Source organism: Microbacterium tenebrionis (genome assembly GCF_020682665.1).
GTDB classification, from domain to species: Bacteria; Actinomycetota; Actinomycetes; order Actinomycetales; family Microbacteriaceae; genus Microbacterium; species Microbacterium tenebrionis.
In genome coordinates this window covers 35,188-56,779 of the sequence record NZ_JAGTTM010000002.1, presented here as the reverse complement: position 1 = coordinate 56,779, position 21,592 = coordinate 35,188, and the positions used below count along the sequence as shown (strand labels likewise).

The 21,592-nt window shown below is 69.4% G+C and carries 19 protein-coding genes; 3 read left to right on the top strand and 16 right to left on the bottom strand.

The window, feature by feature from the left end:
- Positions 1 to 35: 35 nt before the first annotated feature.
- The 15 genes from KEC56_RS05555 to KEC56_RS05485 all read right to left on the bottom strand — a co-directional run bounded on the left by KEC56_RS05555 (position 36) and on the right by KEC56_RS05485 (position 16,953).
- Entirely contained in the window at positions 36 to 1,610 is a 1,575-nt protein-coding gene (locus KEC56_RS05555; RefSeq protein WP_227530186.1) for a Rieske 2Fe-2S domain-containing protein, read from the bottom strand.
- A gap of 85 nt (positions 1,611 to 1,695) precedes the next feature.
- Entirely contained in the window at positions 1,696 to 4,623 is a 2,928-nt protein-coding gene (locus KEC56_RS05550) for a DEAD/DEAH box helicase (protein ID WP_227530185.1), read from the bottom strand.
- Positions 4,623 to 5,033 (bottom strand): transcription antitermination factor NusB, encoded by a 411-nt coding sequence (gene nusB, locus KEC56_RS05545; RefSeq protein ID WP_175986277.1) that lies wholly within the window; start codon positions 5,031 to 5,033, stop codon positions 4,623 to 4,625. The genes KEC56_RS05550 and nusB overlap by 1 nt, the downstream gene beginning before the upstream one ends.
- A gap of 3 nt (positions 5,034 to 5,036) precedes the next feature.
- Positions 5,037 to 5,597, bottom strand: a complete 561-nt coding sequence (efp, locus tag KEC56_RS05540) for an elongation factor P (protein WP_175986276.1) — start codon at positions 5,595 to 5,597, stop codon at positions 5,037 to 5,039.
- Positions 5,598 to 5,672: 75 nt separating this feature from the next.
- The gene (locus tag KEC56_RS05535; protein WP_227530184.1) at positions 5,673 to 6,110 is read right to left on the bottom strand and encodes a type II 3-dehydroquinate dehydratase; all 438 of its coding nucleotides are present in this window, start codon (positions 6,108 to 6,110) and stop codon (positions 5,673 to 5,675) included.
- Complete coding sequence (aroB, locus tag KEC56_RS05530) at positions 6,107 to 7,195, bottom strand: 3-dehydroquinate synthase (RefSeq protein WP_175986274.1); 1,089 nt, start codon at positions 7,193 to 7,195, stop codon at positions 6,107 to 6,109. The genes KEC56_RS05535 and aroB overlap by 4 nt, the downstream gene beginning before the upstream one ends.
- Positions 7,192 to 7,710 (bottom strand): shikimate kinase, encoded by a 519-nt coding sequence (locus tag KEC56_RS05525; protein WP_227530183.1) that lies wholly within the window; start codon positions 7,708 to 7,710, stop codon positions 7,192 to 7,194. The genes aroB and KEC56_RS05525 overlap by 4 nt, the downstream gene beginning before the upstream one ends.
- Positions 7,697 to 8,926 carry a chorismate synthase gene (gene aroC / locus KEC56_RS05520; protein ID WP_227530182.1) on the bottom strand — a complete coding sequence of 410 codons (1,230 nt, stop codon included), beginning with the start codon at positions 8,924 to 8,926 and terminating at the stop codon, positions 7,697 to 7,699. The genes KEC56_RS05525 and aroC overlap by 14 nt, the downstream gene beginning before the upstream one ends.
- Positions 8,927 to 8,984: 58 nt before the next feature.
- Positions 8,985 to 9,830: a shikimate dehydrogenase family protein gene (locus KEC56_RS05515; RefSeq protein ID WP_227530181.1), complete on the bottom strand. Its 846-nt coding sequence runs from the start codon at positions 9,828 to 9,830 to the stop codon at positions 8,985 to 8,987.
- Entirely contained in the window at positions 9,805 to 11,058 is a 1,254-nt protein-coding gene (gene mltG, locus KEC56_RS05510) for an endolytic transglycosylase MltG (protein WP_227530180.1), read from the bottom strand. The genes KEC56_RS05515 and mltG overlap by 26 nt, the downstream gene beginning before the upstream one ends.
- 224 nt (positions 11,059 to 11,282) lie before the next feature.
- Positions 11,283 to 11,756, bottom strand: a complete 474-nt coding sequence (gene ruvX, locus KEC56_RS05505) for a Holliday junction resolvase RuvX (protein ID WP_175986269.1) — start codon at positions 11,754 to 11,756, stop codon at positions 11,283 to 11,285.
- On the bottom strand, positions 11,753 to 14,413 hold the full coding sequence (gene alaS, locus KEC56_RS05500; protein ID WP_227530179.1) for an alanine--tRNA ligase: 2,661 nt from the start codon (positions 14,411 to 14,413) through the stop codon (positions 11,753 to 11,755). The genes ruvX and alaS overlap by 4 nt, the downstream gene beginning before the upstream one ends.
- Positions 14,414 to 14,432: 19 nt before the next feature.
- A complete protein-coding gene (locus tag KEC56_RS05495; protein ID WP_175986267.1) occupies positions 14,433 to 14,621 on the bottom strand; it encodes a hypothetical protein in 189 nt (62 codons plus the stop codon).
- Positions 14,622 to 14,821: 200 nt separating this feature from the next.
- Positions 14,822 to 15,451 (bottom strand): 30S ribosomal protein S4, encoded by a 630-nt coding sequence (gene rpsD / locus KEC56_RS05490; RefSeq protein ID WP_175986266.1) that lies wholly within the window; start codon positions 15,449 to 15,451, stop codon positions 14,822 to 14,824.
- A 170-nt stretch (positions 15,452 to 15,621) separates the two neighbouring features.
- Positions 15,622 to 16,953 carry a replication-associated recombination protein A gene (locus tag KEC56_RS05485; RefSeq protein ID WP_227530178.1) on the bottom strand — a complete coding sequence of 444 codons (1,332 nt, stop codon included), beginning with the start codon at positions 16,951 to 16,953 and terminating at the stop codon, positions 15,622 to 15,624.
- Positions 16,954 to 17,003: 50 nt separating this feature from the next.
- Between KEC56_RS05485 and KEC56_RS05480 the strand changes: the two genes are divergently transcribed.
- From KEC56_RS05480 to KEC56_RS05470, 3 genes are read left to right on the top strand one after another with little or no spacing between them, the layout of a single operon-like run.
- Positions 17,004 to 17,321 (top strand): hypothetical protein, encoded by a 318-nt coding sequence (locus tag KEC56_RS05480; RefSeq protein WP_175986265.1) that lies wholly within the window; start codon positions 17,004 to 17,006, stop codon positions 17,319 to 17,321.
- 54 nt (positions 17,322 to 17,375) lie between these two features.
- Entirely contained in the window at positions 17,376 to 18,728 is a 1,353-nt protein-coding gene (locus KEC56_RS05475) for a DUF349 domain-containing protein (protein WP_227530177.1), read from the top strand.
- Between the two features lie 50 nt (positions 18,729 to 18,778).
- Complete coding sequence (locus KEC56_RS05470) at positions 18,779 to 19,345, top strand: type IV toxin-antitoxin system AbiEi family antitoxin (RefSeq protein ID WP_227530176.1); 567 nt, start codon at positions 18,779 to 18,781, stop codon at positions 19,343 to 19,345.
- Here KEC56_RS05470 and KEC56_RS05465 read toward each other — a convergent pair.
- The gene (locus KEC56_RS05465) at positions 19,324 to 21,573 is read right to left on the bottom strand and encodes a RelA/SpoT family protein (RefSeq protein WP_227530175.1); all 2,250 of its coding nucleotides are present in this window, start codon (positions 21,571 to 21,573) and stop codon (positions 19,324 to 19,326) included. The genes KEC56_RS05470 and KEC56_RS05465 overlap by 22 nt on opposite strands.
- Positions 21,574 to 21,592: the final 19 nt, after the last annotated feature.

Below are 21,592 nucleotides of genomic sequence, written 5' to 3'. Positions count from 1 at the left end.
GGTGTTAAAGGTTGCTTGCAGGCACCACTCTACCCTCAGCCGAGCTTCAGGGCGTCCTCGGTGACGGGGCAGCGCTCGGCGCGGATCGCGTGTCCCGTCGTCGTCAGGCACTTCCCCGTCTTCAGGTCCCACTTCCAGTCGTGCATGCTGCAGGTGAGGATGCCGTCCTCGTCGACCTTGCCGGTCTTGGTGAGGTCCGCACGCAGGTGCGGGCACCGCCGCTGCACGACCCAGTCGCCGATCTCGGCGTCCTCGGTCTGGTCGGTCTGCTCGGAGTACCAGTTCTCGACGTACTCGATGCGGTCGACCGACAGGCACTTGAGGAACGTGGTGAGGAACTCGTTGAACTTTCCGCTGCGGCCGACCGAGAACTGCATCGACAGGAAGATCGAGTTCGACCAGTCGATCTCGCGGTCGCGGATGTTGGTGGAGACGAGGTCGGCGGGGATCGTGTACCAGTAGATGCACTCCTCCCCCGCGTACTCGCGCACCTTGGCGCGGGGGAAGTCGACGACCATGTCGAGGTCGCCGATGCGGAAGCGCACATTGCCACCGACGCCGAGGCGGATCGTGCGCGACTTCTTCAGCAGCGGCTCCCACCAGGCCTTGAGCTCGGCGAGGATCTCCTCCGCCGGCAGCTCGGGAGCGCGGGACGTCTCCTCGTCGCGGATCTCCTGCTGACGCTGGGCTCGCTGCTCCTCGAGGTAGTCCCACTTCTCATCGAAGATGTGGTCGATCTCGTCCTGCGTGTACAGCGTCTGCTCGACGCCGACCAGTTCGCGGTTCTCGAGGGTCACCACCGTGCCCGGCACGAACAGCTGCCCGTCGTACTGCGGAGCCTGCTCTTTCATGTGGGCGAGGAACTGCTTCTGGTCGGTGAAGATCGACTCGCCGTTGCGGCCGGTGCCGTTGAAGTCGAACAGGTCGTCGCGCAGGAACATCGGGGGGCCCGCCATCGGGAACACGTGGGGGGCATCGACTTTCTCGATGTAGAACATCGCCCGCTTGTTCTGCGCATCGCGCTTGAGCCGCGCGAAGTTCTGCTTGGCATCCAGCGGCAGGTCGTAGACCATCGGCCACCAGATGGCGCCGGAGACCTGCGTGAAGTACGCGTCCGGCTTGCCGAAGTCGAGGAGCTTGTCGAGGTCGAGAGGGTGCGAGTCGTTCTGGTTGAGGACCGAACCCGTGCCGTCGTCGACGCTGAGCGAGGAGTCGCCGATCGGGCCGTCGCTGGGCGCCCGGAGCGGGGTGATCATGATCTTCAGGTCGCCGCGCTCGATCACCCGCCCGGCGGGGGCGTAGGTGATGTTCGTGTAGCCGAGTGCGCGGATGTCCTGCTCGAGGTCATCGATCGGGTACTCCGGGAGGAGCACCTCGATGTCCTTGCGGATGTAGCGCTGGAGCAGCTTCGGGTCGAAGTGGTCGCGGTGACGGTGCGAGATGTACAGGAAGTCCGCCTCGCGGCCGAACCGCTCCCAGTCGAGGCCCCGGTTGTCGGGGAACGGGAACCAGGAGCCGAAGAACGAGGGGCCGAGCACCGGGTCGCAGATGATGTTCCCGCCGGCCGTCTCGATGAACATCCCGGCGTGGCCGAGTCCCGTGATCCGCATTGCGCTCCTCCTGTGGTGGACTGCACGATTCTACCGGCGGGATGCTGTGCGCGCCGGGTGCCCGGCCGGGGAAAAGCCACAGGGCTCAAGGTTCGAGCAGGCCGCGGATGTCGTCGGCGGTCAGCGAGCGGGCGAAGAGCTCGTCGTCGTCCATGACCGCGGTGAACAGGCGCGCCTTGCGCTGCTGCAGGGCGAGCACCTTCTCCTCGATCGTCCCCTCGGAGATCATGCGGTAGACCATGACGGGGTTCTGCTGGCCGATCCGGTGCGCCCGGTCGACGGCCTGGGCCTCGGCGGCAGGGTTCCACCACGGATCGAGCAGGAAGACGTAGTCGGCCTCGGTCAGCGTCAGCCCGAATCCGCCGGACTTCAGGCTGATGAGGAACACGGGCTGCGAGCCGTCCCGGAACCCGTCGATGACCCGCTGGCGGTCGCGGGTGGAGCCGTCGAGATGAGCGTAGGGGATGCCGGCCCGATCGAGCCTCGCTGCGGCGAGCTCCAGGAACGAGGTGAACTGACTGAAGACGAGCGCACGGTGCCCCTCGGCGTGCAGTTCGATCACGCGCTCGGCGAGGACCTCGAGCTTGCGCGAGGCGATGCGCGCATCCCCCTCGTCGATGAGTCCGGGGGCGAGAGCCAGCATCCGGAGCATCGTGAGCGATCGGAAGACGATGAACCGATTGCGGTCGAGGTCCTGCAGCAGGCCCAGCACCTTCTGGCGCTCGCGCTGCAGCACCGTGTCGTACAGTCCGCGGTGCGCAGGCCCCAGTTCGACGTGCAGCAGCTGTTCCTGCTTGGCCGGCAGCTCCGGGGCCACGAGGTCCTTGGTGCGGCGGAGGACGAGGGGCCGGATCCGCCGGCGCAGGCGCTCCAGACGCCGCCGGCGGTATTCGCCGCCCTCCTCGTTCTCGGGCACCTTGCCCTGTTCGATCGGCTGGATGTAGTCCTGCCTGAACCGGCGGGCGGAGGCGAACAGCCCCGGGGCTGTGAGCTTCAGAAGCGCCCAGAGGTCGGCGAGGCTGTTCTCGAGCGGCGTGCCGGTGACGGCGATGGTGACGTCCGCGGGCACGGCGGCGACGGCGATGTGCTGTTTGGCTTCCGGGTTCTTCACGAACTGAGCCTCGTCGAGGACGAGCATGGCCCATTCGCGCGCGTTGTACTCGTCGCCACCCAGGCGGATGAGCGTGTACGAGGTCACCACGACGTCCGCATCCTCTGCGATCTCGTCGACCGACGCGTCGCGACGCGCGCGCGTGCCGTCGACCACGCTCACCCGCAGCCCCGGCGCGAATCTCGATGCCTCCTCGCGCCAGGTCTGCAGCACCGAAGTGGGTGCGACGACGAGGAACGGGCGCCGCTCACCGTTCTCGCGGGCGTGCAGCATGAGCGTCAGCAGCTGGATCGTCTTGCCGAGACCCATGTCATCGGCGAGCACGCCGCCGAGGCGGTGGCTCCACAAGAAGGCGAGCCAGTCGAAACCCTGGCGCTGATACGGGCGCAGTTCGGCGCGCAGACCGGCAGGGACGGGCACCGGGGGAACGGTCGTCGCCTCGCGGAGGCCGTCCGCCGTCTCCCGCCAGGCCACCGCGGGTCGAGCCTCGTCGGCGAGGTCTTCGAAGTCCTCCCAGAGCGCGGTCTGGTAGCGGCTGATCCGGGGGCCGGTCTCCCATTCGGCGAGTTCCGTAGCCTCGTCGATGAGCTCGCGCAGCGCGTCGAGCGCAGGGTGCGCGAGCGAGAACCAGCTGCCGTCGACGAGGAGGAGTTTGGTGCGGCGCATCGAAAGGGCGGTGAACAGCGGGGCGAATGGGATGCTGCGCCCGTCGATCCTGACGAGCACGCCGAGATCGAACCAGTCCGGGTCGGTGGTCTCCACGGTCGAGACCGTGATCTCGGGTGCACCGCTGAGTTCGCGGTACGTGCGCGGGCGTCCGGCGACGACGACATCGACGCCGCGCTCCTTCAACGCCGGGACGACGTGCGTGACGAACTCGGCCGCGTCGACGTCGTGGAGGCTTCCTCCACCGGTGAACCGCTCCCCCGTCACCTCCTCCCACAGCCGCGCGAGCGCCTCACCGGCCATCGCTTCGGCATCGGCATCCCGGATCGCGTCGGGCGTCGGTGCGGCGCCGAACCGCCCGTAGCCGCGGTAGGTCCACTCGAACGCGTAGTCGACCGTGTCGCGCGGACGGTGCGTGACGACCAGCGTGGCGACCGGTGGCGGGACCGCCGGCAGTTCGACGGCGCCGACTGCCCGGACCTCGACGCGGCGGGCGATCGCGGGATAGGCATCGCGCAGGAACGCGTTCTCCTCCGCCGCGGGCACGGAGAGCGCCGCCCGCGCGCCCAGCAGCGCGTGCACGGCCGGGCTGAGCGGGATCTCGGCGAGCGTCACGCGCGCGCGGGCACCGAGCGGCGTCACGGCGTAGACACCGGTTCGACCGATCGTGCGCACCTCGCGGACGTCGACCGCGCGCCCGTCGAGGGTCACGTCGGCTGCGACCGAGAGGCCGGACTCGGTGCGCTCGACAGCTGCGGTGACCACTCCGCTGTCGGCGAAGACCACCTCGAAGCTCTTCTGGATCGTCAGGATCGGGATGCCGCACGCCGCGGCTGCGCGCAGGTGCGACCAGAGCAGCCCCGACTCGACGGTGTCCAGGATGAGCCAGTCGCCCGCCGTCCCCGACAACAGCGAGTCGCGGGCGATGCTGAGAAGCTCGCCGAACCAGCGGGCCTGCTCCGGCGTGAACGCCGAGCCCGGGCGGCGCACGGCATCCCACGATGCCGTCCCCTGCACCCACGCCCCGGTCGATTCGCTGCGCATGAGCGGGCGGATGCCCAGGAGCAGATCGCCCTCGCCTCGCACCACGTCGCGGACCGTCGCGGTGCGCACCGGGCGCGGGGCCCACTGGTGGGCGCCGACCGACGCACGCTGCCGCACCTCGATGCCGAGAGCGAGCGGTGTGCCGCCCTTCGGCGCGGCGGCGTCCGCCAGGAGCAGGCGCCAGTCGGCCATCAGCTGGAGCGCGCCACCCGGGCCAGGACGCCGTGCACGAACGCGCCGGAGTCCTCGGTCGAGAGCTCCTTGGCGAGCTCGACGGCCTCATCGATCGCGACGGCCGTCGGGATCTCGTCGTTGTAGAGGATCTCCCAGACGCCGATGCGCAGCAGTGCGCGGTCGACCGCAGGCATGCGCTCGAGCTTCCAGTCACGGCTGTGCGTGACGATGCTCTCGTCGATGTCGCCGCGGTGGTCGATGATCCCGTCCACGATCTCGCGGGCGTAGAGCCATGACGCTTCGCGAGCGGGTTCGCTGGCCGCGCGCTTCGCCTCGGCGGCGAGCGTGACGGCGATCTCGTCTCCGCGGACGTCCGAGGAGAAGAGGATGTCGAGTGCGCGCTTGCGCGCCTTCGTGCGGGCGCTCACGCCTTACTTCTCGCGGCCGAGGTAGTCGCCCGAACGGGTGTCGACCTTGATCTTCGTGCCGGTCTCGACGAACAGCGGAACCTGCATCTCGTAGCCGGTCTCGACGGTGGCGGGCTTGGTGCCGGCCGAGGAGCGGTCGCCCTGCAGGCCCGGCTCGGTGTAGGTCACCTCGAGGATGACGGACGCGGGCAGGTCGATGTAGAGCGGGTTGCCGTTGTTGAGGGCGATGGTGACCTGCTGGTTCTCGAGCAGGAAGTTCTTCGCCTCCCCGACGACGACGTCGCTGAGCGTGATCTGGTCGTAATCCGTGGTGTCCATGAACACGAAACCGTCGCCGTCGGCGTACAGGTACGTGAAGTCGCGGCGGTCGACGTTCTCGATGTCGACCTTGGCGCCGGCGTTGTACGTGCGGTCGACGACCTTGCCCGTGACCACGTTCTTGAGCTTGGTCCGCACGAACGCGCCGCCCTTGCCCGGCTTGACGTGCTGGAACTCGATGACGCTCCAGAGCTGTCCGTCGATGTTCAGGACGACGCCGTTCTTGATGTCTGCGGTGGATGCCATGCGGGGAAGTTCCGTTCGTTAGAAGTAAGGGGGCCGGTCGCCGAGCAGGTCGAAGCGCGCGGCCGACAGTAGATTCTACGGGATGAGCGCCGTCAGCTGTGCGACGGCGCTCGCATAGCCGTCGACCCCCTCGCCGATCACCCGGACGGCGGCGACGTCGTGCAGGTACGAGAAGCGGCGGAACTCCTCCCGCGCGTTGACGTCGGAGATGTGCACCTCGGCGAACGGCAGGCTCACGCCGGTCAGGGCGTCGCGCAGAGCCACGGAGGTGTGGGTGAGGCCGCCGGGATTGATCACGACGCCTGCGCAGTCCTCGCGGGCGTCGTGGATGGCGTCGATCAGCACGCCCTCATGGTTCGACTGGATGCTGCGCACCTCGAACCCGGCCGCAGCGGCGGCCTCGGCTGTGATCCGCTCGACGTCGGCCAGGGTGGACGTGCCGTAGACCGCGGGGTCGCGGACACCGAGCAGATTGAGGTTCGGGCCGTTCACGAGCAGCAGCCGGCGGGTCATGCCCCCACCTCCTGGTAGGCGGCGAACAGGAGCGACTCGTCCGGTGCCTGCAGCACGGTGGGCTTGGCGATGTCGTCGAGCAGGATGAAGCGGAGCATCCCGCCGCGGGCCTTCTTGTCGCGCTGCATGGTCGCGAGCAGGGTCGCCCATGCACCCGCGCGGTAAGTGGTCGGAAGGCCCAACGACTCGAGGATGGACCGGTGCCGGTCGACGGCCGCGTCGGAGAGCCGGCCGGCCAGCCGCGACAGCTCGGCCGCGTACATCATGCCGATCGAGATCGCGGCGCCGTGCCGCCAGCGGTAGCGCTCGGCGTGCTCGATGGCGTGGCCGAGCGTGTGGCCGTAGTTGAGGATCTCGCGCTGCCCCGCCTCGCGGAAGTCCTCGGACACGACACGTGCCTTCATGTCGACGGCGAGCTCGACCGCGCGGCGGAATCCGTCGGTCGTGGTGTCGACGGCCGCTGCCGGGTCCGCCTCGATGATGTCGAGGATCTCGGGTGCCCAGATGAAGCCGGCCTTCACGACCTCGGCGAACCCGGCCGTGGCCTCGTGGGCGCTGAGGCTGCCGAGCTCGTCCAGGTCTCCGATCACCGCGCGCGGCGCCCAGAAGGCGCCGACGAGGTTCTTGCCCTCGTTCGTGTTGACGCCGGTTTTGCCTCCGACCGAGGCGTCGACGAGTCCGAGGACGGTCGTCGGCACCTGCACGACCTGCACGCCGCGCAGCCAGGTGGCCGCGACGAAGCCCGCGACGTCGGTGACCGCTCCCCCGCCGTAGCCGATGACCGCGTCCGTGCGGGTGAAGTCGGACTGCCCCATGATCTGCCAGCAGAAGGCCGCCACCTCGATGCGCTTGCCCTGCTCGGCATCCGGGATCTCGGCCAGCAGCACCTCGCGCTGTCCGTTCGTCGTGTCGGCGAGCAGGCGGTCGCGCAGCTCCGCGGCGCGTGCCGCGAGCGTCGGGGGGTGGACGACGAGGATCTTGCGGACGGCTGGATCGAGCGCACCGGACACCTGGTCCAGGATGCCCCGGCCGATGCTGATGTCGTAGGACGCCTGTCCGGTGACGCTGATGGTCGTCGTGCTCATGCCTGCTCTCTCCTCCATGCCGCGATCTCTTCGGCGATGCGGTGCATCGGCCGTCGAGACGTGTCGAAGGTCGCATCGGCGACCTCCTCGTACCAGCCGCGGCGCTGCTCGTAGATCTCGTTCCACCGCACCATCGGGTCCTCGCCCCCGGCGAGCATTGGCCGCCCTCCGCCGCTGATACGGCGGGCGACCGTCTCGGGCGAGACGGTGAGGAGGACGACCGGATGCCGTCTCAGCAGCTCCCGCGTCTCGGCCGAGGTCACGGCTCCTCCGCCGACGGAGACCACACCGCCCTCGGCGAGGGCCTGCGCGACCGCTGCGCGCTCGAGCGCGCGGAAGTGCTCCTCGCCGTAGGCCGTGAACAGTTCGGGGATCGGTCCGTGCTCGACGACGATCCGCCTGTCGGTGTCGATGAACGGCACCTGCAGCTTCTTGGCGACCCGGCGCCCCACACTCGTCTTCCCTGCGCCCATGGGTCCCACGAGCGCGAGCGTCAGAGGCTCAGGACCGCTCATCGTGGGCGATCAGGGCCGCCTCGGAAGCGGGGGCTGTGCGCAGCTCCGCCGGGATGGCGGCGAGGTAGCTCTCGAGGTTGCGGCGGGTCTCGCCGATGCTGTCGCCGCCGAACTTCTCGAGCACGGCGTTCGCCAGCTCGATGGCGACCATGGCCTCGGCGACGACGCCGGCTGCGGGAACCGCGCTGATGTCGGAGCGCTGGTGGTGGGCGGTCGCGGCGTCGCCGGTTGCGACGTCGATCGTCCGCAGCGAGTGCGGCACCGTCGCGATCGGCTTCATGCCGGCGCGGACGCGCAGCACGGTACCGGTGGACATGCCGCCCTCCGTGCCTCCGGCGCGGTCGGAGGACCGCGTGATCCCGTCATCGGCGGCGAAGAGCTCGTCATGGGCTGCGGAGCCCCGGCGGCGCGTGGTCTCGAAGCCGTCACCGATCTCGACGCCCTTGATGGCCTGGATGCTCATGACGGCCTGCGCGAGACGACCGTCCAGGCGCCGGTCCCAATGCACGTGCGAGCCGAGCCCTGGGGGCAGTCCGTACGCGAGCACCTCGACGATGCCGCCGAGGGTGTCGCCCGCTTTGCGGGCGTCGTCGATCTCGTCGACCATGCGCGCGGACGTCTCGGCATCGAAGCAGCGCAGCGGATCGGCATCCAGCACGTCGACGTCGTCGGGCGTCGGCAGGGCGCGCCCCTCGGGAACCTGGACGGGTCCGATGGAGAGCGTGTGGCTGACCAGGCGGATGCCGAGTTCGCCGAGGAATGAACGGGCCACGGCGCCGAGCGCGACACGGGCCGCGGTCTCGCGGGCGCTCGCGCGCTCGAGGATCGGACGGGCCTCGTCGAAGTCGTACTTCTGCATGCCGACGAGGTCGGCGTGCCCCGGCCGCGGGCGGGTCAGCGGTGCCGAGCGGCCGCGCGACTTCTCGGTGATCTCGACCGGCTCGGGGTTCATCACCTCGACCCACTTGGGCCACTCGGTGTTGCCGATGCGCAGGGCGACCGGGCTGCCGAGCGTCCTGCCGTGGCGGACGCCGCCGGAGATCGTCAGTTCGTCCTGCTCGAACTTCATGCGCGAGCCGCGGCCGTAGCCGAGCTTGCGGCGCGCGAGGTCTGCCTGGATCGCCTCGGAGGAGATCGGGACGCCGGAGGGCAGCCCCTCCATGACGGCGATGAGTTCGGGGCCGTGCGATTCGCCGGCGGTGAGCACGCGGAGCATTGCTCCAGTCTCCCATGGCTTCAGACCCTGCTCGGTCCGTATGTCGCAGACCGCCTCGTCAGAGCGCGTCGCGCATCGCGGTCAGCACGGCGCGCTCATCCGGGAGCGGTGCCGCCGGGTCGCCGTTCACGAAGATCCGCACCTGGCGGACGGCCTGGTGCAGGAGCATCCCGAGTCCGGAGATCACCGGCCGCTGCTGCCAGACGGCGCCGAGCGCCGACGGCCACGGCGCGTAGGCGACGTCGAACAGTGCTCCGCCGTCCGCGGAGAGCGCCCGTGCGACGCTCTCGTCCAGATCGGCGCCGCCCGGAAGCGTGGAGACGGTCAGATCGACGGCAGTCGGCGCGGCGTCGAGGAGGTCGACGTCGACCTGAACACCCAGGCGCCGGCCCAGGGCGATGAGCGCCGCGGCGCGCTCGGGCCTCCGGGCGCGGACCTCGACGTGCTCGGAACCGAGTTCGGCGGACGCGACCAGGGCGGATGCCGCGGTCGCCCCGGCGCCGAGGATGCGGACGGACCGCACCCCGGTGATGCCGTCATCGCCGAGCGCGTCGACGATGCCGCCGACGTCGGTGTTGAAACCCGCCGGCCGCTCCCCTAGCAGCAGCGTGTTCACGACCCCCGTGAGCTCGGCATGCCGATCGACGCTCGCGGCCGCCGCGAAGGCGCGTTCCTTGAGCGGCATCGTGAGCGACAGCCCGCGCCAACCGCCGTCGAGTCCGGCCAGAGCGTCATCGAACGCTTCGGCCGTCACCTGGCGACGGTCGTACACCCAGTCGAGGCCGAGCACGCGGTAGGCCGCGGTGTGGAGCTGCGGCGACCTCGAATGCGCGATCGGGTCGCCCCATACCGCGAGGCGGGGGCTCGTCGTCATCGTCTCAGCAGCCCTGGTCGGGGTTGTCACGGCACCACTGCTGCCATGTTCCGATCGCGGCCTGGTGCTCCTCGTACGTCGTCGAGAAGACCGTCTCACCGGTCTGCGGGTTGATCGTGACGAAGTAGAGCCACGGTCCGTCTGCCGGATGCATGGCCGCGTCGATCGCAGCGTCGCTGGCTGTCGCGATCGGGCCCTTCGGAAGCCCGTCGATCACATAGGTGTTCCACGGGTTGTCGTCGAACTGCGCCTCCTCCGAGGTGCTGACGACCCCTGCGTGCAGTTCTCCGTAGCCGAACTGCGCGGTGGAGTCCATCTGCAGCTTCATCCCATCGTCGAGACGGTTCTGGATGACCCGCGACACCTTGTCGAAGTCGTCTGCCCTGCCTTCGCGCTGGATGATCGAAGCGATCGTCAGGATGCGCTGGGCATCGGCCTCGGGAACATCCGCGGCCGCGAGCGACTCCCGCGTCCGGTCGACCATCCGCTGGATCACCTGCTCGGCGGTGACGTCCGGATCGAAGGTGTAGACGGCAGGGAACAGCCAGCCCTCCAGGCTGTCCGCTGCCACGCCGTAGGTGCTCGGGTTCTCGACGGCCGCCTGGAAGTCCTCCACGGGCATCGCCAGCCCGTCGGCGATCAGCGGGAGCATCTGCTCGAGCGTGGACCCCTCCGGAACGGATGCCGTGTTCTCGGCCTTGCTCGCAGGGTCCTGGATCGCCTCGAGTGCGGCCTGCGCCGTCATCTTCTCCTGCAGCTTGTACACGCCGGGGTAGAACGTCACGGCGATGTTCTCGTCGACCAGGTAGTCGTAGAAGACGTTCTCCGTGCGCGTGACGCCCGCCTCGTACAGCGCGGTGGACACGGGCGCGCCGGTGTCGCCGTCACGGATCGTGACGAAGACCTCGCCGGTCGCGATGCCGGGCTCCCAGTCCTCGGGCGGGCCCCAGCCCATGACGTCGCTGATCTTGTCGCCGTAGGTGTTCCAGACCCAGAATCCGCCCGCGGTCAGACCGCCGAGGATGGCGAGGAGGATCACGAGGGCGACGAGGCACCCGGTGCGGCGCTTCTTCTTCTCCTTCTTGGAGTGGACGACCTCGCTGTGGTCGGCTTCGAACAGGTCGTCGAGCGTCGCCGCACGGGGCTGCGCGGCCTGCGCCGGAGCGGCAGGCTCTTCGTTCACGTCCGCGTTCTGCTCGTGTGCTGCCGCCGGTGCGGATTCCTCCGAACGCGCAGGCACGGCGGGTGGCTCGCTCACGATCGTACGAGTGCGTGTCGCGTCGTCGTCACCGGATTGCGCGTCGTCACCGGATTGCGCGGAGTCTCCGGACCGCGCGGCCTCGCGACGGGCCCGGCGCGAACCGGGAGCCGGCGGAGACGATTCGGACGACGGCGCACGGTGCGACGGTTCCGGCAGCTTCGAGAAGAGCTCGTCGGACAGACTGTGCGAACTCGACTCTGCGTTCTCACGATCGGGCATGGTCAGGCGGGCTCCTCGGGGGTCGGGGCCACGGAACCGGCCGGGCTGCCGGTGCTCTTCTCCGTGTCGATCGCGTGCTGCAGCAGGACCACAGCGGCGACCTGATCGACAATGCTACGAGAGTTCCGCTGGGTTCTTCCAGAGGAGCGGAGCGCGGCATGCGCCGAGACCGTGCTCAGACGCTCGTCGACGAGCCGTACCGGGATGGACGTCAGAGCGGTCAGCGCAGAGGCGAAATCTCTGGCATCGGTCGTCGACGGGGTGTCCTCGCCATGCATGTTCACGGGGAGGCCGACGACGAACTCGAGAGGCTCGTACTCCTCCGCGATCTCGGCGAGACGCTGGAGCGAGGCATCCGAGCGCGGCACCGTCTCCACCGGGACCGCCAGCATCCCGTCGGGGTCGCAGCGCGAGACGCCGACGCGGGCCCTGCCCACGTCCACGCCGAGTCGCACGCCGCGACGGAAACCGGTCACGCGCTCCGCAGCTCGGTCGTGATGGCGTCGAAGGCCGCCGGAAGGGCTGCGGCATCCGTTCCGCCGCCCTGGGCGACGTCATCGCGTCCGCCGCCACCGCCGCCGAGCACGCCCGCGGCGCGCTTCGCGAGCGCCCCGGCCTTGGCGCCGGCCGCACGGGCGGCCTCGTTCGTCGCGACCACCACGACGGGCCGCCCGCCGGCCACGCCGCCGAGCGCGACGACCGCGGGGTCGGACCCGAGGCGTTCGCGCACGCTCAGCGCGAGGCCGCGCAGGTCATCCCCCGAGGCGACCTCGCCGATCGACACTGCGGCCACGCGGAAGGCGCCGATGCGCTCGGCGGCGTCGGCGATCGCCGGAACCCGGCCTTCGCGCTCCTTCGCCTCGAACTGCGCGATGCGCTTCTCGGCCGCCTTGAGGTTCGCGGCGATCTCGGCGATCCGATCGGGCAGCTGCTCGCGCGGTGTCTTCAGCGCCGACGTGAGCTGCGAGACGATCGCACGCTCGGCGGCGAGTTCGCGGAAGGCATCCTGGCCGACCAGGGCCTCGATGCGTCGGTTGGATGCGCCGACGGAGGACTCCCCGACCACGCTGACCAGACCGATCTCGGCGCTCGAGCGCACGTGCGTGCCGGCGCACAGTTCGCGCGACCACGGTCCGCCGATGTCGACCATCCGCACGACGTCGCCGTACTTCTCGCCGAACAGGGCCATGGCGCCCGCCTCCTTCGCCTCGTCGAGCGAGACGATGCGCGTGGTCACCTCGAGGGCATCATGCACGGCGCGGTTGGTGATCTCCTCGATCTCGGTGCGCGTATCGGTCGACAGCGGCTGCGACCACGAGAAGTCGAAGCGCATGTAGCCGGCGCGGTTCAGGGATCCGGCCTGGGTGGCACCCTGGCCGAGCGTGTCGCGCAGCGCGGCGTGCACAAGGTGCGTCGCGGAGTGGGCCTGCTGGGCGGCACGACGGTTCGCCGCGTCCACGACGGTCGTCGCGCGGTCGTCGACCACGACCGTGCCCGTGCTCACCTGCACGGTGTGGCTGATGAGGCCGGGAACCGGCTTCTGGACGTCGAGGACCTCGAGCTCATAGCCCGGTCCCACGATCATGCCCTTGTCGGCGACCTGGCCGCCGGACTCGGCGTACAGCGTCGTCTCGGCGAGGACGATCTCGGCGACCTGGCCTTCGCTCGCCGACACCGCCGGCTGGCCGTCGACGAGGATGCCCAGCACCCGCGACTCCGTCTCGAGATCGTCGTAGCCGGCGAACGTCGTCTCGCCGAGCGCACGCAGGTCGCGGTAGACCGAGACATCTGCGAGCTGGCGCTTGCGGTTGCGGGCGTCCTCCTTGGCGCGCTGGCGCTGCTCCTGCATGAGCGCGTCGAAGGCCGAGCGATCCACGGACAGACCCGCTTCCTCCGCCACTTCGAGGGTCAGATCGATCGGGAACCCGTACGTGTCGTGGAGCAGGAAGGCCTCGGGGCCACTGAGAGTGCTCCCTCCGGCGCTCTTGGTCTGATCCAGCGCGAGGTCGAGGATCGTCGACCCCTGCGCGAGCGTGCGGCGGAAGGTCTCCTCCTCGGCGAAGGCGGCGGACGACAGCACCGACCAGTCCGTCTCCAGTTCCGGGTAGGTCGCCTTCATCGCATCGCGCGACGCGGAGAACAGCTCGGGGAAGGACGGCTCATCGACGCCGAGCAGACGCATCGCCCGGACCGTGCGACGCATGAGTCGGCGAAGGATGTACCCGCGCCCCTCGTTCGACGGCCGGACGCCATCGGAGAGCAGCATGAGAGAGGAGCGCACGTGGTCGGCGATGACGCGGAAACGGACATCGTCCTCGTGGGCTGCGCCGTAGCGACGACCGGACAGCTCGATCGCGCGGTCGAGAACCGGACGCACCTGGTCCGTCTCGTACATGTTCTCGACGCCCTGCTTGAGGAAGGCGACGCGCTCGAGCCCCATGCCGGTGTCGATGTTCTTCATCGGCAGTTCGCCGACGATGTCGAAATCGGTCTTCCCGCGGATGTTCTCGATGAAGTCCTGCATGAACACGAGATTCCAGATCTCCAGGAACCTCGAGTCGTCGACCGCGGGTCCGCCGTCCTTGCCGTAAGCGGGACCGCGGTCGAAGAAGATCTCCGAATCCGGGCCGCCGGGGCCGGGCTGCCCGGTGTTCCAGTAGTTGTCGGCCCGGCCGAGCCGCTGGATCCGCTCGGGCTTCAACCCGATGATGTCGCGCCAGATCGCTTCGGCTTCGTCGTCGGTCTCGTAGACGGTGACCCAGAGATCCTTCTCGTCGAAGCCGAGACCGCCGTCGGACTCGGAGGAGGTCAGCAGCTCCCACGCGTAGCGGATCGCGCCCTCTTTGAAGTAGTCACCGAAGGACCAATTGCCCAGCATCTGGAAGAAGGTGCCATGACGGGCGGTCCGGCCCACTTCCTCGATGTCGTTGGTGCGAATGCACTTCTGGACGTCGGCGATCCGCGGATGCGGCGCGGGAACGACTCCGGTCAGGTACGGGATCATCGGCACCATGCCGGCGACGGTGAACAGCAGCGACGGATCGTCGCTGACCAGGGATGCCGAGGGAACGATCAGGTGGTCGTTCTTCTCGAAGTAGGTGAGGTAGCGCTGCGCGATGTCCGCGGTTTTCATCAGGGTGTTGCTGTCCTTGTCAGTTCTCACGGGGCTCGACGAGCCGCGCCTCCTGGTCGCGATACGCGTCGCCGAGAATCGCGGTGAACTCGGTGATGCGGGCGTCGACGTCGGCCAGCAGGTCGTGGCCGCGGGGGTCCTTGTTCATGAAGTGCGCGGCGACGAAGCCGCCGATCACGCCGATCAGGAACCACAGCACGTTCTTCATGTCGTCATCCTCGCGATTGGGTCCGCAGAGCGCGGTCTTTCCATCGTAGGCGGAAACGGAAGGAGGCGCCGGGATCTCCCCCGACGCCTCCTTCTGCTGTAACGCTGTATCAGCGAGCCGCGTACACGACACCCGCTGACGCGGGCACCGCGAACCAGTGCTTGTCTGGTCGCTGCGCGACTCGAGTACTGCGCACCTCGCTAGCGAGCCGCGTAGTACTCGACGACGAGCTGCACTTCACAGGTCACGGGAACCTCGGCGCGCTTCGGACGACGGACCAGGCGTGCCTGCAGCTTGTCGAGCTCGACCTCGAGGTAGCCGGGAACGGGAGGCAGGACCTCGGCGTGACCGCCGGCGGCTGCGACCTGGAAGGGCTCGGTACCCTCGCTGCGCGGCTTGACGTGGATGAGCTGACCCGGCTTCACGCGGAAGGACGGGCGGTCGACGAGCTGACCGTCGACCATGATGTGACGGTGCACGACCATCTGGCGGGCCTGTGCAGTCGTGCGGGCGAAGCCCGAACGCAGCACGAGGGCGTCGAGGCGCATCTCGAGCAGCTCGACCAGGTTCTCACCGGTCAGGCCGTCGACGCGGCGCGCCTCGTTGAACGCGATGCGCAGCTGCTTCTCGCGGATGCCGTACTGCTCGCGCAGACGCTGCTTCTCGCGGAGGCGGACGGCGTAGTCGCTGTCGGCCTTGCGCTTGGTGCGGCCGTGCTCGCCCGGAGCGTAGGGACGCTTCTCGAGGTAGCGGGCGGCCTTCGGGGTGAGTGCCACGCCGAGGGCGCGGGACAGACGGACCTTGCGGCGGTCCTGGGACTTCGTGACCACGAAGCATTCCTTCCGATGACGTGGACGTGTCTTTCACGTCGCACGGACGTATCTCCCGCGCTCTGCCTGGATCGCGCACGCCGGGGCGCGAAGAAGGTGGGGTGTGAACGTAGGGATGCCCGAAAACTCGGTTTCGAGCCGATCAAGTCTAACAGACGCGCCGCGCGCCCTCAGCGACCGTCGAGGATGCGGCGGATGCGCTCGAGGCGGGACGAGATGTCGCGCTCTGCGCCGAGGTTCTTGGGCCGGTAGTAGCGACGGCCGTCGAGCTCGTCCGGCAGATACTGCTGCGGCACGATGCCGTGCTCGTTGTCGTGCGGGTACGCGTAACCCTTGCCGTGGCCCAGGCGCTTGGCGCCCGGGTAGTGCGCGTCGCGCAGGTGCGGGGGCACCCGCCCGAAGCTGCCGGCGCGAACATCGGCGATCGCCGCGTCGATGCCGGCGTAGGCCGCGTTGGATTTCGCCGTCGTCGCGAGGTACACGGTCGCCTCGGCGAGCGGGATCCGGCCCTCCGGCATCCCGATGAAGGCGACGGCGTCGGCGGCCGCCGTCGCGATCACCAGGCCCTGCGGATCGGCGAGCCCGACGTCCTCGGCGGCCGAGATCACCAGCCGGCGGGCGATGAACCGCGGGTCCTCCCCCGCCTCGATCATGCGCGCCAGGTAGTGCAGCGCGGCATCCGGGTCGGAGCCGCGGATCGACTTGATGAACGCACTGATCACGTCGTAATGCTCGTCGCCCTGCCTGTCGTATCGCAGGAGGGCCCGATCGACGGCCTGGGCGACGTCGTCGGCCGTGACGGACGGCAGCGCATCGTCGCCGGCGGCCCGCGACGCCGCGACGGCGGCTGCGGCCTCCAGCCCGGTCAGCGCGCGGCGCGCGTCGCCGGATGCCAGACGCACGAGCGCGCCGCGTGCCGCCTCATCGATCTCGACCGCGCCGCCCAGACCCCGCGCATCCGCGACCGCACGGTCGATGAGCAGGGCGATGTCGTCGTCGGTGAGCGGCTGCAGGGTGAGCAGAAGCGAGCGCGACAGCAGCGGCGAGATCACCGAGAACGAGGGGTTCTCCGTGGTCGCGGCGATGAGGATCACCCAGCCGTTCTCGACACCGGGAAGAAGGGCATCCTGCTGAGCCTTCGTGAACCGGTGGATCTCATCGAGGAAGAGGATCGTCGTCTGGCCGTACAGATCGCGCTGCGTGATCGCCTCCTGCATCACCTCGCGGACGTCCTTGACGCCGGCGGTGATGGCCGACAGCTCGACGAAGCGCCGCCCCGACGACCGCGCGATCGCCTGCGCGAGAGTGGTCTTTCCCGTACCGGGCGGCCCCCACAGGATGATCGAGACCGCCCCGGGAGAGGCGGCGTCCGGGTCGGCGAGGGCCACGATCGGCGAACCGGCGCGGAGCAGGTGCTGCTGCCCGGCGACCTCGTCGAGCGAGACGGGACGCATGCGGACGGCCAGCGGAGTCTGTCCCGAGAGCAGCGGCGCGGATGTCATCCATCCAGGCTAATGCGCACCGCGGACAGGGCACGCCGGTAGGCTCGCCTGTGGCGCGGGCAGCCAGCGCCGAGGGAAGGAACACGATGGCCGGTCGCGGATCGAAGAGCGCACAGCGCACGAGGGCATCGAGCGAGCGCGCGCGGCTGTACGCGGCGCGGACGTCCTGGCACGAGAGGCAGATCAGCCGCCGAGTCCGCGACAACACCGCGGCCGTGATCATCGGAGCGCTGATCGTCATCGGAGCGATCGTCAGCCAGTCCGTGCACGCGGTCGTGACCGCCCCCGCGCCCGAGCCCTCCGGCTCATCGACACCCCTGGAGAACCCGTTCAGCGACCTGTTCTCCCCGGCGCCGTCCGCCCAGTAGGCTGAACGAAGTCCTTTCCACCCTCACGCGGGCTGACCGCGCAAGGAGCACATCGTGTCTGCAGACGAGACCCCGAAGCCGACCCCGCCCGTCCCCGCGCCCCCGCGCGTGCCGATGCCTTCGCGCACTCCGGCACCGGCGGCTGCGCCTGCCGCACCGGCATCTCCTGTCGCGGCCGCCGACTCCGCCGACTGGGGTCGTGTCACCGAGGACGGAACCGTCGAGGTCCGCGAGGGCGATGACTGGCGCGTCGTCGGCCAGTACCCGGATGGAACGCACGAGGAGGCGCTCGCCTACTACGTGCGCAAGTTCGACGACCTGGCCTTCAAGGTGCACACGCTCGAGCAGCGGCACCAGTCCGGCGGTGCGTCCGCGAGCGACCTGACCTCACAGGCGCAGAAGCTCGTCACCGAGATCACCGGTGCCGCAGCGGTCGGCGACCTCGCCTCGCTGCACGCACGACTGACCGCGCTCACCGAGACGCTCTCCGAGGCCCGCGAGGCCGAGGCCCGCGAGGCCAAGGAACTCGTCGAGAAGGCGATCGCCGACCGCACCGTCGTCGTCGAAGCCATCGAGGCCGTCGCCGCGCGCGACCTCGGCAAGGTGCAGTGGAAGCAGGTCACCGAAGAGGTGAGCGCGCTCTTCGACACCTGGCAGTCCCAGCAGCAGAACGGTCCGCGGCTGCCCAAGGGCATTTCGCAAAAGCTCTGGAAGCGGTTCCGCGATGCGCGTGCCGTGGTCGACAAGGGCCGTCGCGCGTTCTACGCCGAACTCGACGAGACCCACAAGGCCGCCCGCGATCGCAAGAACGCCCTGATCGAGCGGGCCGAGGCGCTCGCCCCCAAGGGCGTCGACGGCATCCCCGCGTACCGCGGGCTTCTGGATGACTGGAAGGCCGCCGGTCGCGCAGGTCGCAAGGCCGACGACGCGCTGTGGGCCCGGTTCAAGGCCGCCGGTGACGCGCTCTACGCCGCACGTGCCGAGCAGTCCGCCGCGGAAGAGGCCGAGTCGGCGCCGAAGATCGAGGCTCGCAAGGCGCTGCTCGAAGAGGCGAAGGCCGTCGCCGACGAGCCGAACATCAAGCAGGCGCGAGCACTGCTGACACGGATCCAGCGTCAGTGGGACGAGGTCGGCCGCATCTTCCCGCGCGAGCAGGAGCGGGCGCTCGACGACAAGCTCCGCGTCATCGAGCAGGCGCTCAAGTCGCGCGAAGAGGTCGACTGGAAGCGCAACAACCCCGAGACCAAGGCACGCGCGAACGACATGAGCCAGCAGCTCCAGGACGCGATCGAGAAGCTCGAGTCCGAGCTCGCCGCGGCCGAGAAGTCAGGGAACAAGAAGGCTGCCAAGGAGGCCGCAGACGCCCTCGAGGCGCGTCGGGCCTGGCTGAACGCCCTCGGCGGCTGAGCTTATCCACACACGCCCCGGGGCGCGGACCCGCCGGGCACACTGAGAGTGTGCATCCGACGTTGTTCTACCGCCCCGGGGCGCTGCTGTCCGCCTCGGAACTCAGCGCCGCGCGCATCGACGGCGTGCTGATCGAGGTCGGCGAGGGCTACATGCCCCCAGACGTCCCCGAGGACGCCGCTGCGCGTGCCGCGTCCCTGCGCCCGGTCCTCGCAGAGGGGTACGCGCTGTGCGGCCCGACAGCCGCCTGGGTGCACGGGGTCGGGGATGCTCCCCCGGCGTGCCACCACCTGCAGCGCATCGTCGAGCGCCGGCAGCGCGTCGCCAGGGAGCGCACGGTGATTCTGCACGAGCGCAGGATCGAGGCATCCGACATCCAGCGCCTCGGCGGCGTGCCGGTGACGACGCCGGCGCGCACCCTCACCGACCTCGTGCTCGGCTCCGACCCGCTGCACTCCGAATGGACGCGCGGGCTGGCAGCTCTGTCACCCGGCCTCGTCGGACAGGCGCGAGAGCTCATCGGCGCGCGGCATCGGATGCCGGGCAAGCGCGCCGCGCTGCACCGGTTGGCTGCGCTCGCAGAGCAGACGCCGGGCTACGAGGAGGTCACGCGGTAGACGTCGTAGACCGCGTCGATGCGGCGGACCGCGTTGAGCACCCGGTCGAGGTGCACGGAGTCGCCCATCTCGAACACGAACCGGCTGATCGCGAGACGGTCGTCGTTCGTGTTCACGGTGGCGGAGAGGATATTCACGTGGTGCTCGCTGAGCACCCGCGTCACGTCCGAGAGGAGTCCCGAGCGATCCAGCGCCTCGACCTGGATCTGCACGCGGAACACGCTCTTTGTCGTCGGCGCCCACTCCACCTCGATGAAGCGCTGCTCCTGGTCGCCGAGGGCCTTGACGTTCACGCAGTCCGCGCGGTGGACCGAGACGCCGCTGCCGCGGGTCACGAAACCCACGATGGGGTCGCCAGGAACGGGCGTGCAGCACTTGGCGAGCTTGACGAGGATGTCGGCGGCCCCGCGGACGAGGATGCCGGAGTCCCCTGCGCGCGGCGCATGCGTGCGCGGCTGCGTGGGCAGGTCGATCGCGCCGGTGCTCGTGTCGTTCGCCGCGACCAGAGCGGTGACCTTCTCGATCACGGACTGGGTCGACACGTGCCCTTCGCCGACCGCCGCGTACAGCGCCGAGACGTCTTCGTAGCGCAACTGGTGCGCGACATCGGCGAACGAGTCCTGACTCATCAGGCGCTGCAGCGGAAGGTTCTGACGGCGCATCGCGCGCGCGATCGACTCCTTGCCCTGCTCGATCGCCTCTTCGCGGCGCTCCTTGGTGAACCAGCCCTTGATCTTGTTGCGGGCTCTGGTGCTCTTGACGAAGGTGAGCCAGTCCTGGCTGGGGCCGGCGTCGGGGTTCTTCGACGTGAACACCTCGACGACGTCGCCGGTGCGTACCTCGGTCTCGAGCGGGACCAGGCGACCGTTGACCTTCGCGCCCATGGTGCGGTGGCCGATCTCGGTGTGCACGGCGTAGGCGAAGTCGACGGTGGTGGCTCCCGCCGGCAGACCGATCACGCGGCCCTTCGGGGTGAAGACGTAGACCTCCTTGGCGCCGATCTCGAACCGCAGCGAGTCGAGGAACTCGCTGGGATCGGCGGTCTCGGCCTGCCAGTCCGAGATGTGCGCGAGCCAGGTCATGTCGGTGTCGGTCGGACCGTCGACGGCCTTGCCGCCGGCCATCCGCTCCTTGTACATCCAGTGCGCCGCGACGCCGAACTCGGCCTGCTGGTGCATCTCGTGCGTGCGGATCTGGATCTCGACCGTCCGCCCGCTCGGCCCGATCACGGTCGTGTGCAGCGACTGGTACAGGTTGAACTTCGGCGTGGCGATGTAGTCCTTGAACCGGCCGGGCAGCGGCGTCCATCGCGCGTGGATGGCACCGAGGACCGCGTAGCAGTCCCGGACCGAGTTCACGATCACGCGGATGCCGATGAGGTCGTAGATGTCGTCGAACTCGCGGCCCCGGATCACCATCTTCTGGTAGACGGAGTACAGCTGCTTGGGGCGGCCGCCGACCTTGCCGCGGATGCGCAGGTCGTGCAGATCCTCATTGATCGACTCGATGACCTGCTTCAGGTACTTCTCGCGCTGCGGCGTGCGCTGCGCGATGAGGCTGTTGATCTCGGCGTAGATCTTCGGGTGCAGGACCGCGAAGGACAGGTCCTCCAGCTCCGACTTGATCGCCTGGATGCCGAGCCGATTGGCCAGCGGCGCGTAGATCTCGAGCGTCTCTCGGGCCTTCGGCTCGGCCTTCTCGGGCGGCACGAAGCCCCACGTGCGGGCGTTGTGCAGCCGATCGGCGAGTTTGATGAGCAGGACGCGGATGTCCTTGGACATCGCGACGATCATCTTGCGGACCGTCTCGGCCTGCGCGCTCTCGCCGTACTTGACCTTGTCGAGCTTGGTCACCCCGTCGACGAGCATCGCGACCTCGTCGCCGAACTCGGAGCTCAGCTCCGAGAGGGCGTAGCCGGTGTCCTCGACCGTGTCGTGCAGGAGCGCCGCTGCGATCGCGCGGGGACCCAGCCCCATCTCGGCGAGGATCTGCGCGACTGCGAGCGGATGCGTGATGTAGGGCTCGCCGCTGCGGCGCCTCTGCCCCTCGTGCTTGTCCTTGGCGACCTGGTAGGCGCGCTCGATGATCGCGAGGTCGCCCTTGGGGTGGTTCACCCGGACCGACCGGATGAGGTTGTCGAGGTCGTTGATGCGGGGGGCGCGCGAGAAGATGCGGGGCACGAGCCTTCTCAGACTCGAGCCCTGCGCCTGTGTGGTCGGCTCCGCCATTCCATCTCCTCCGGGTCAG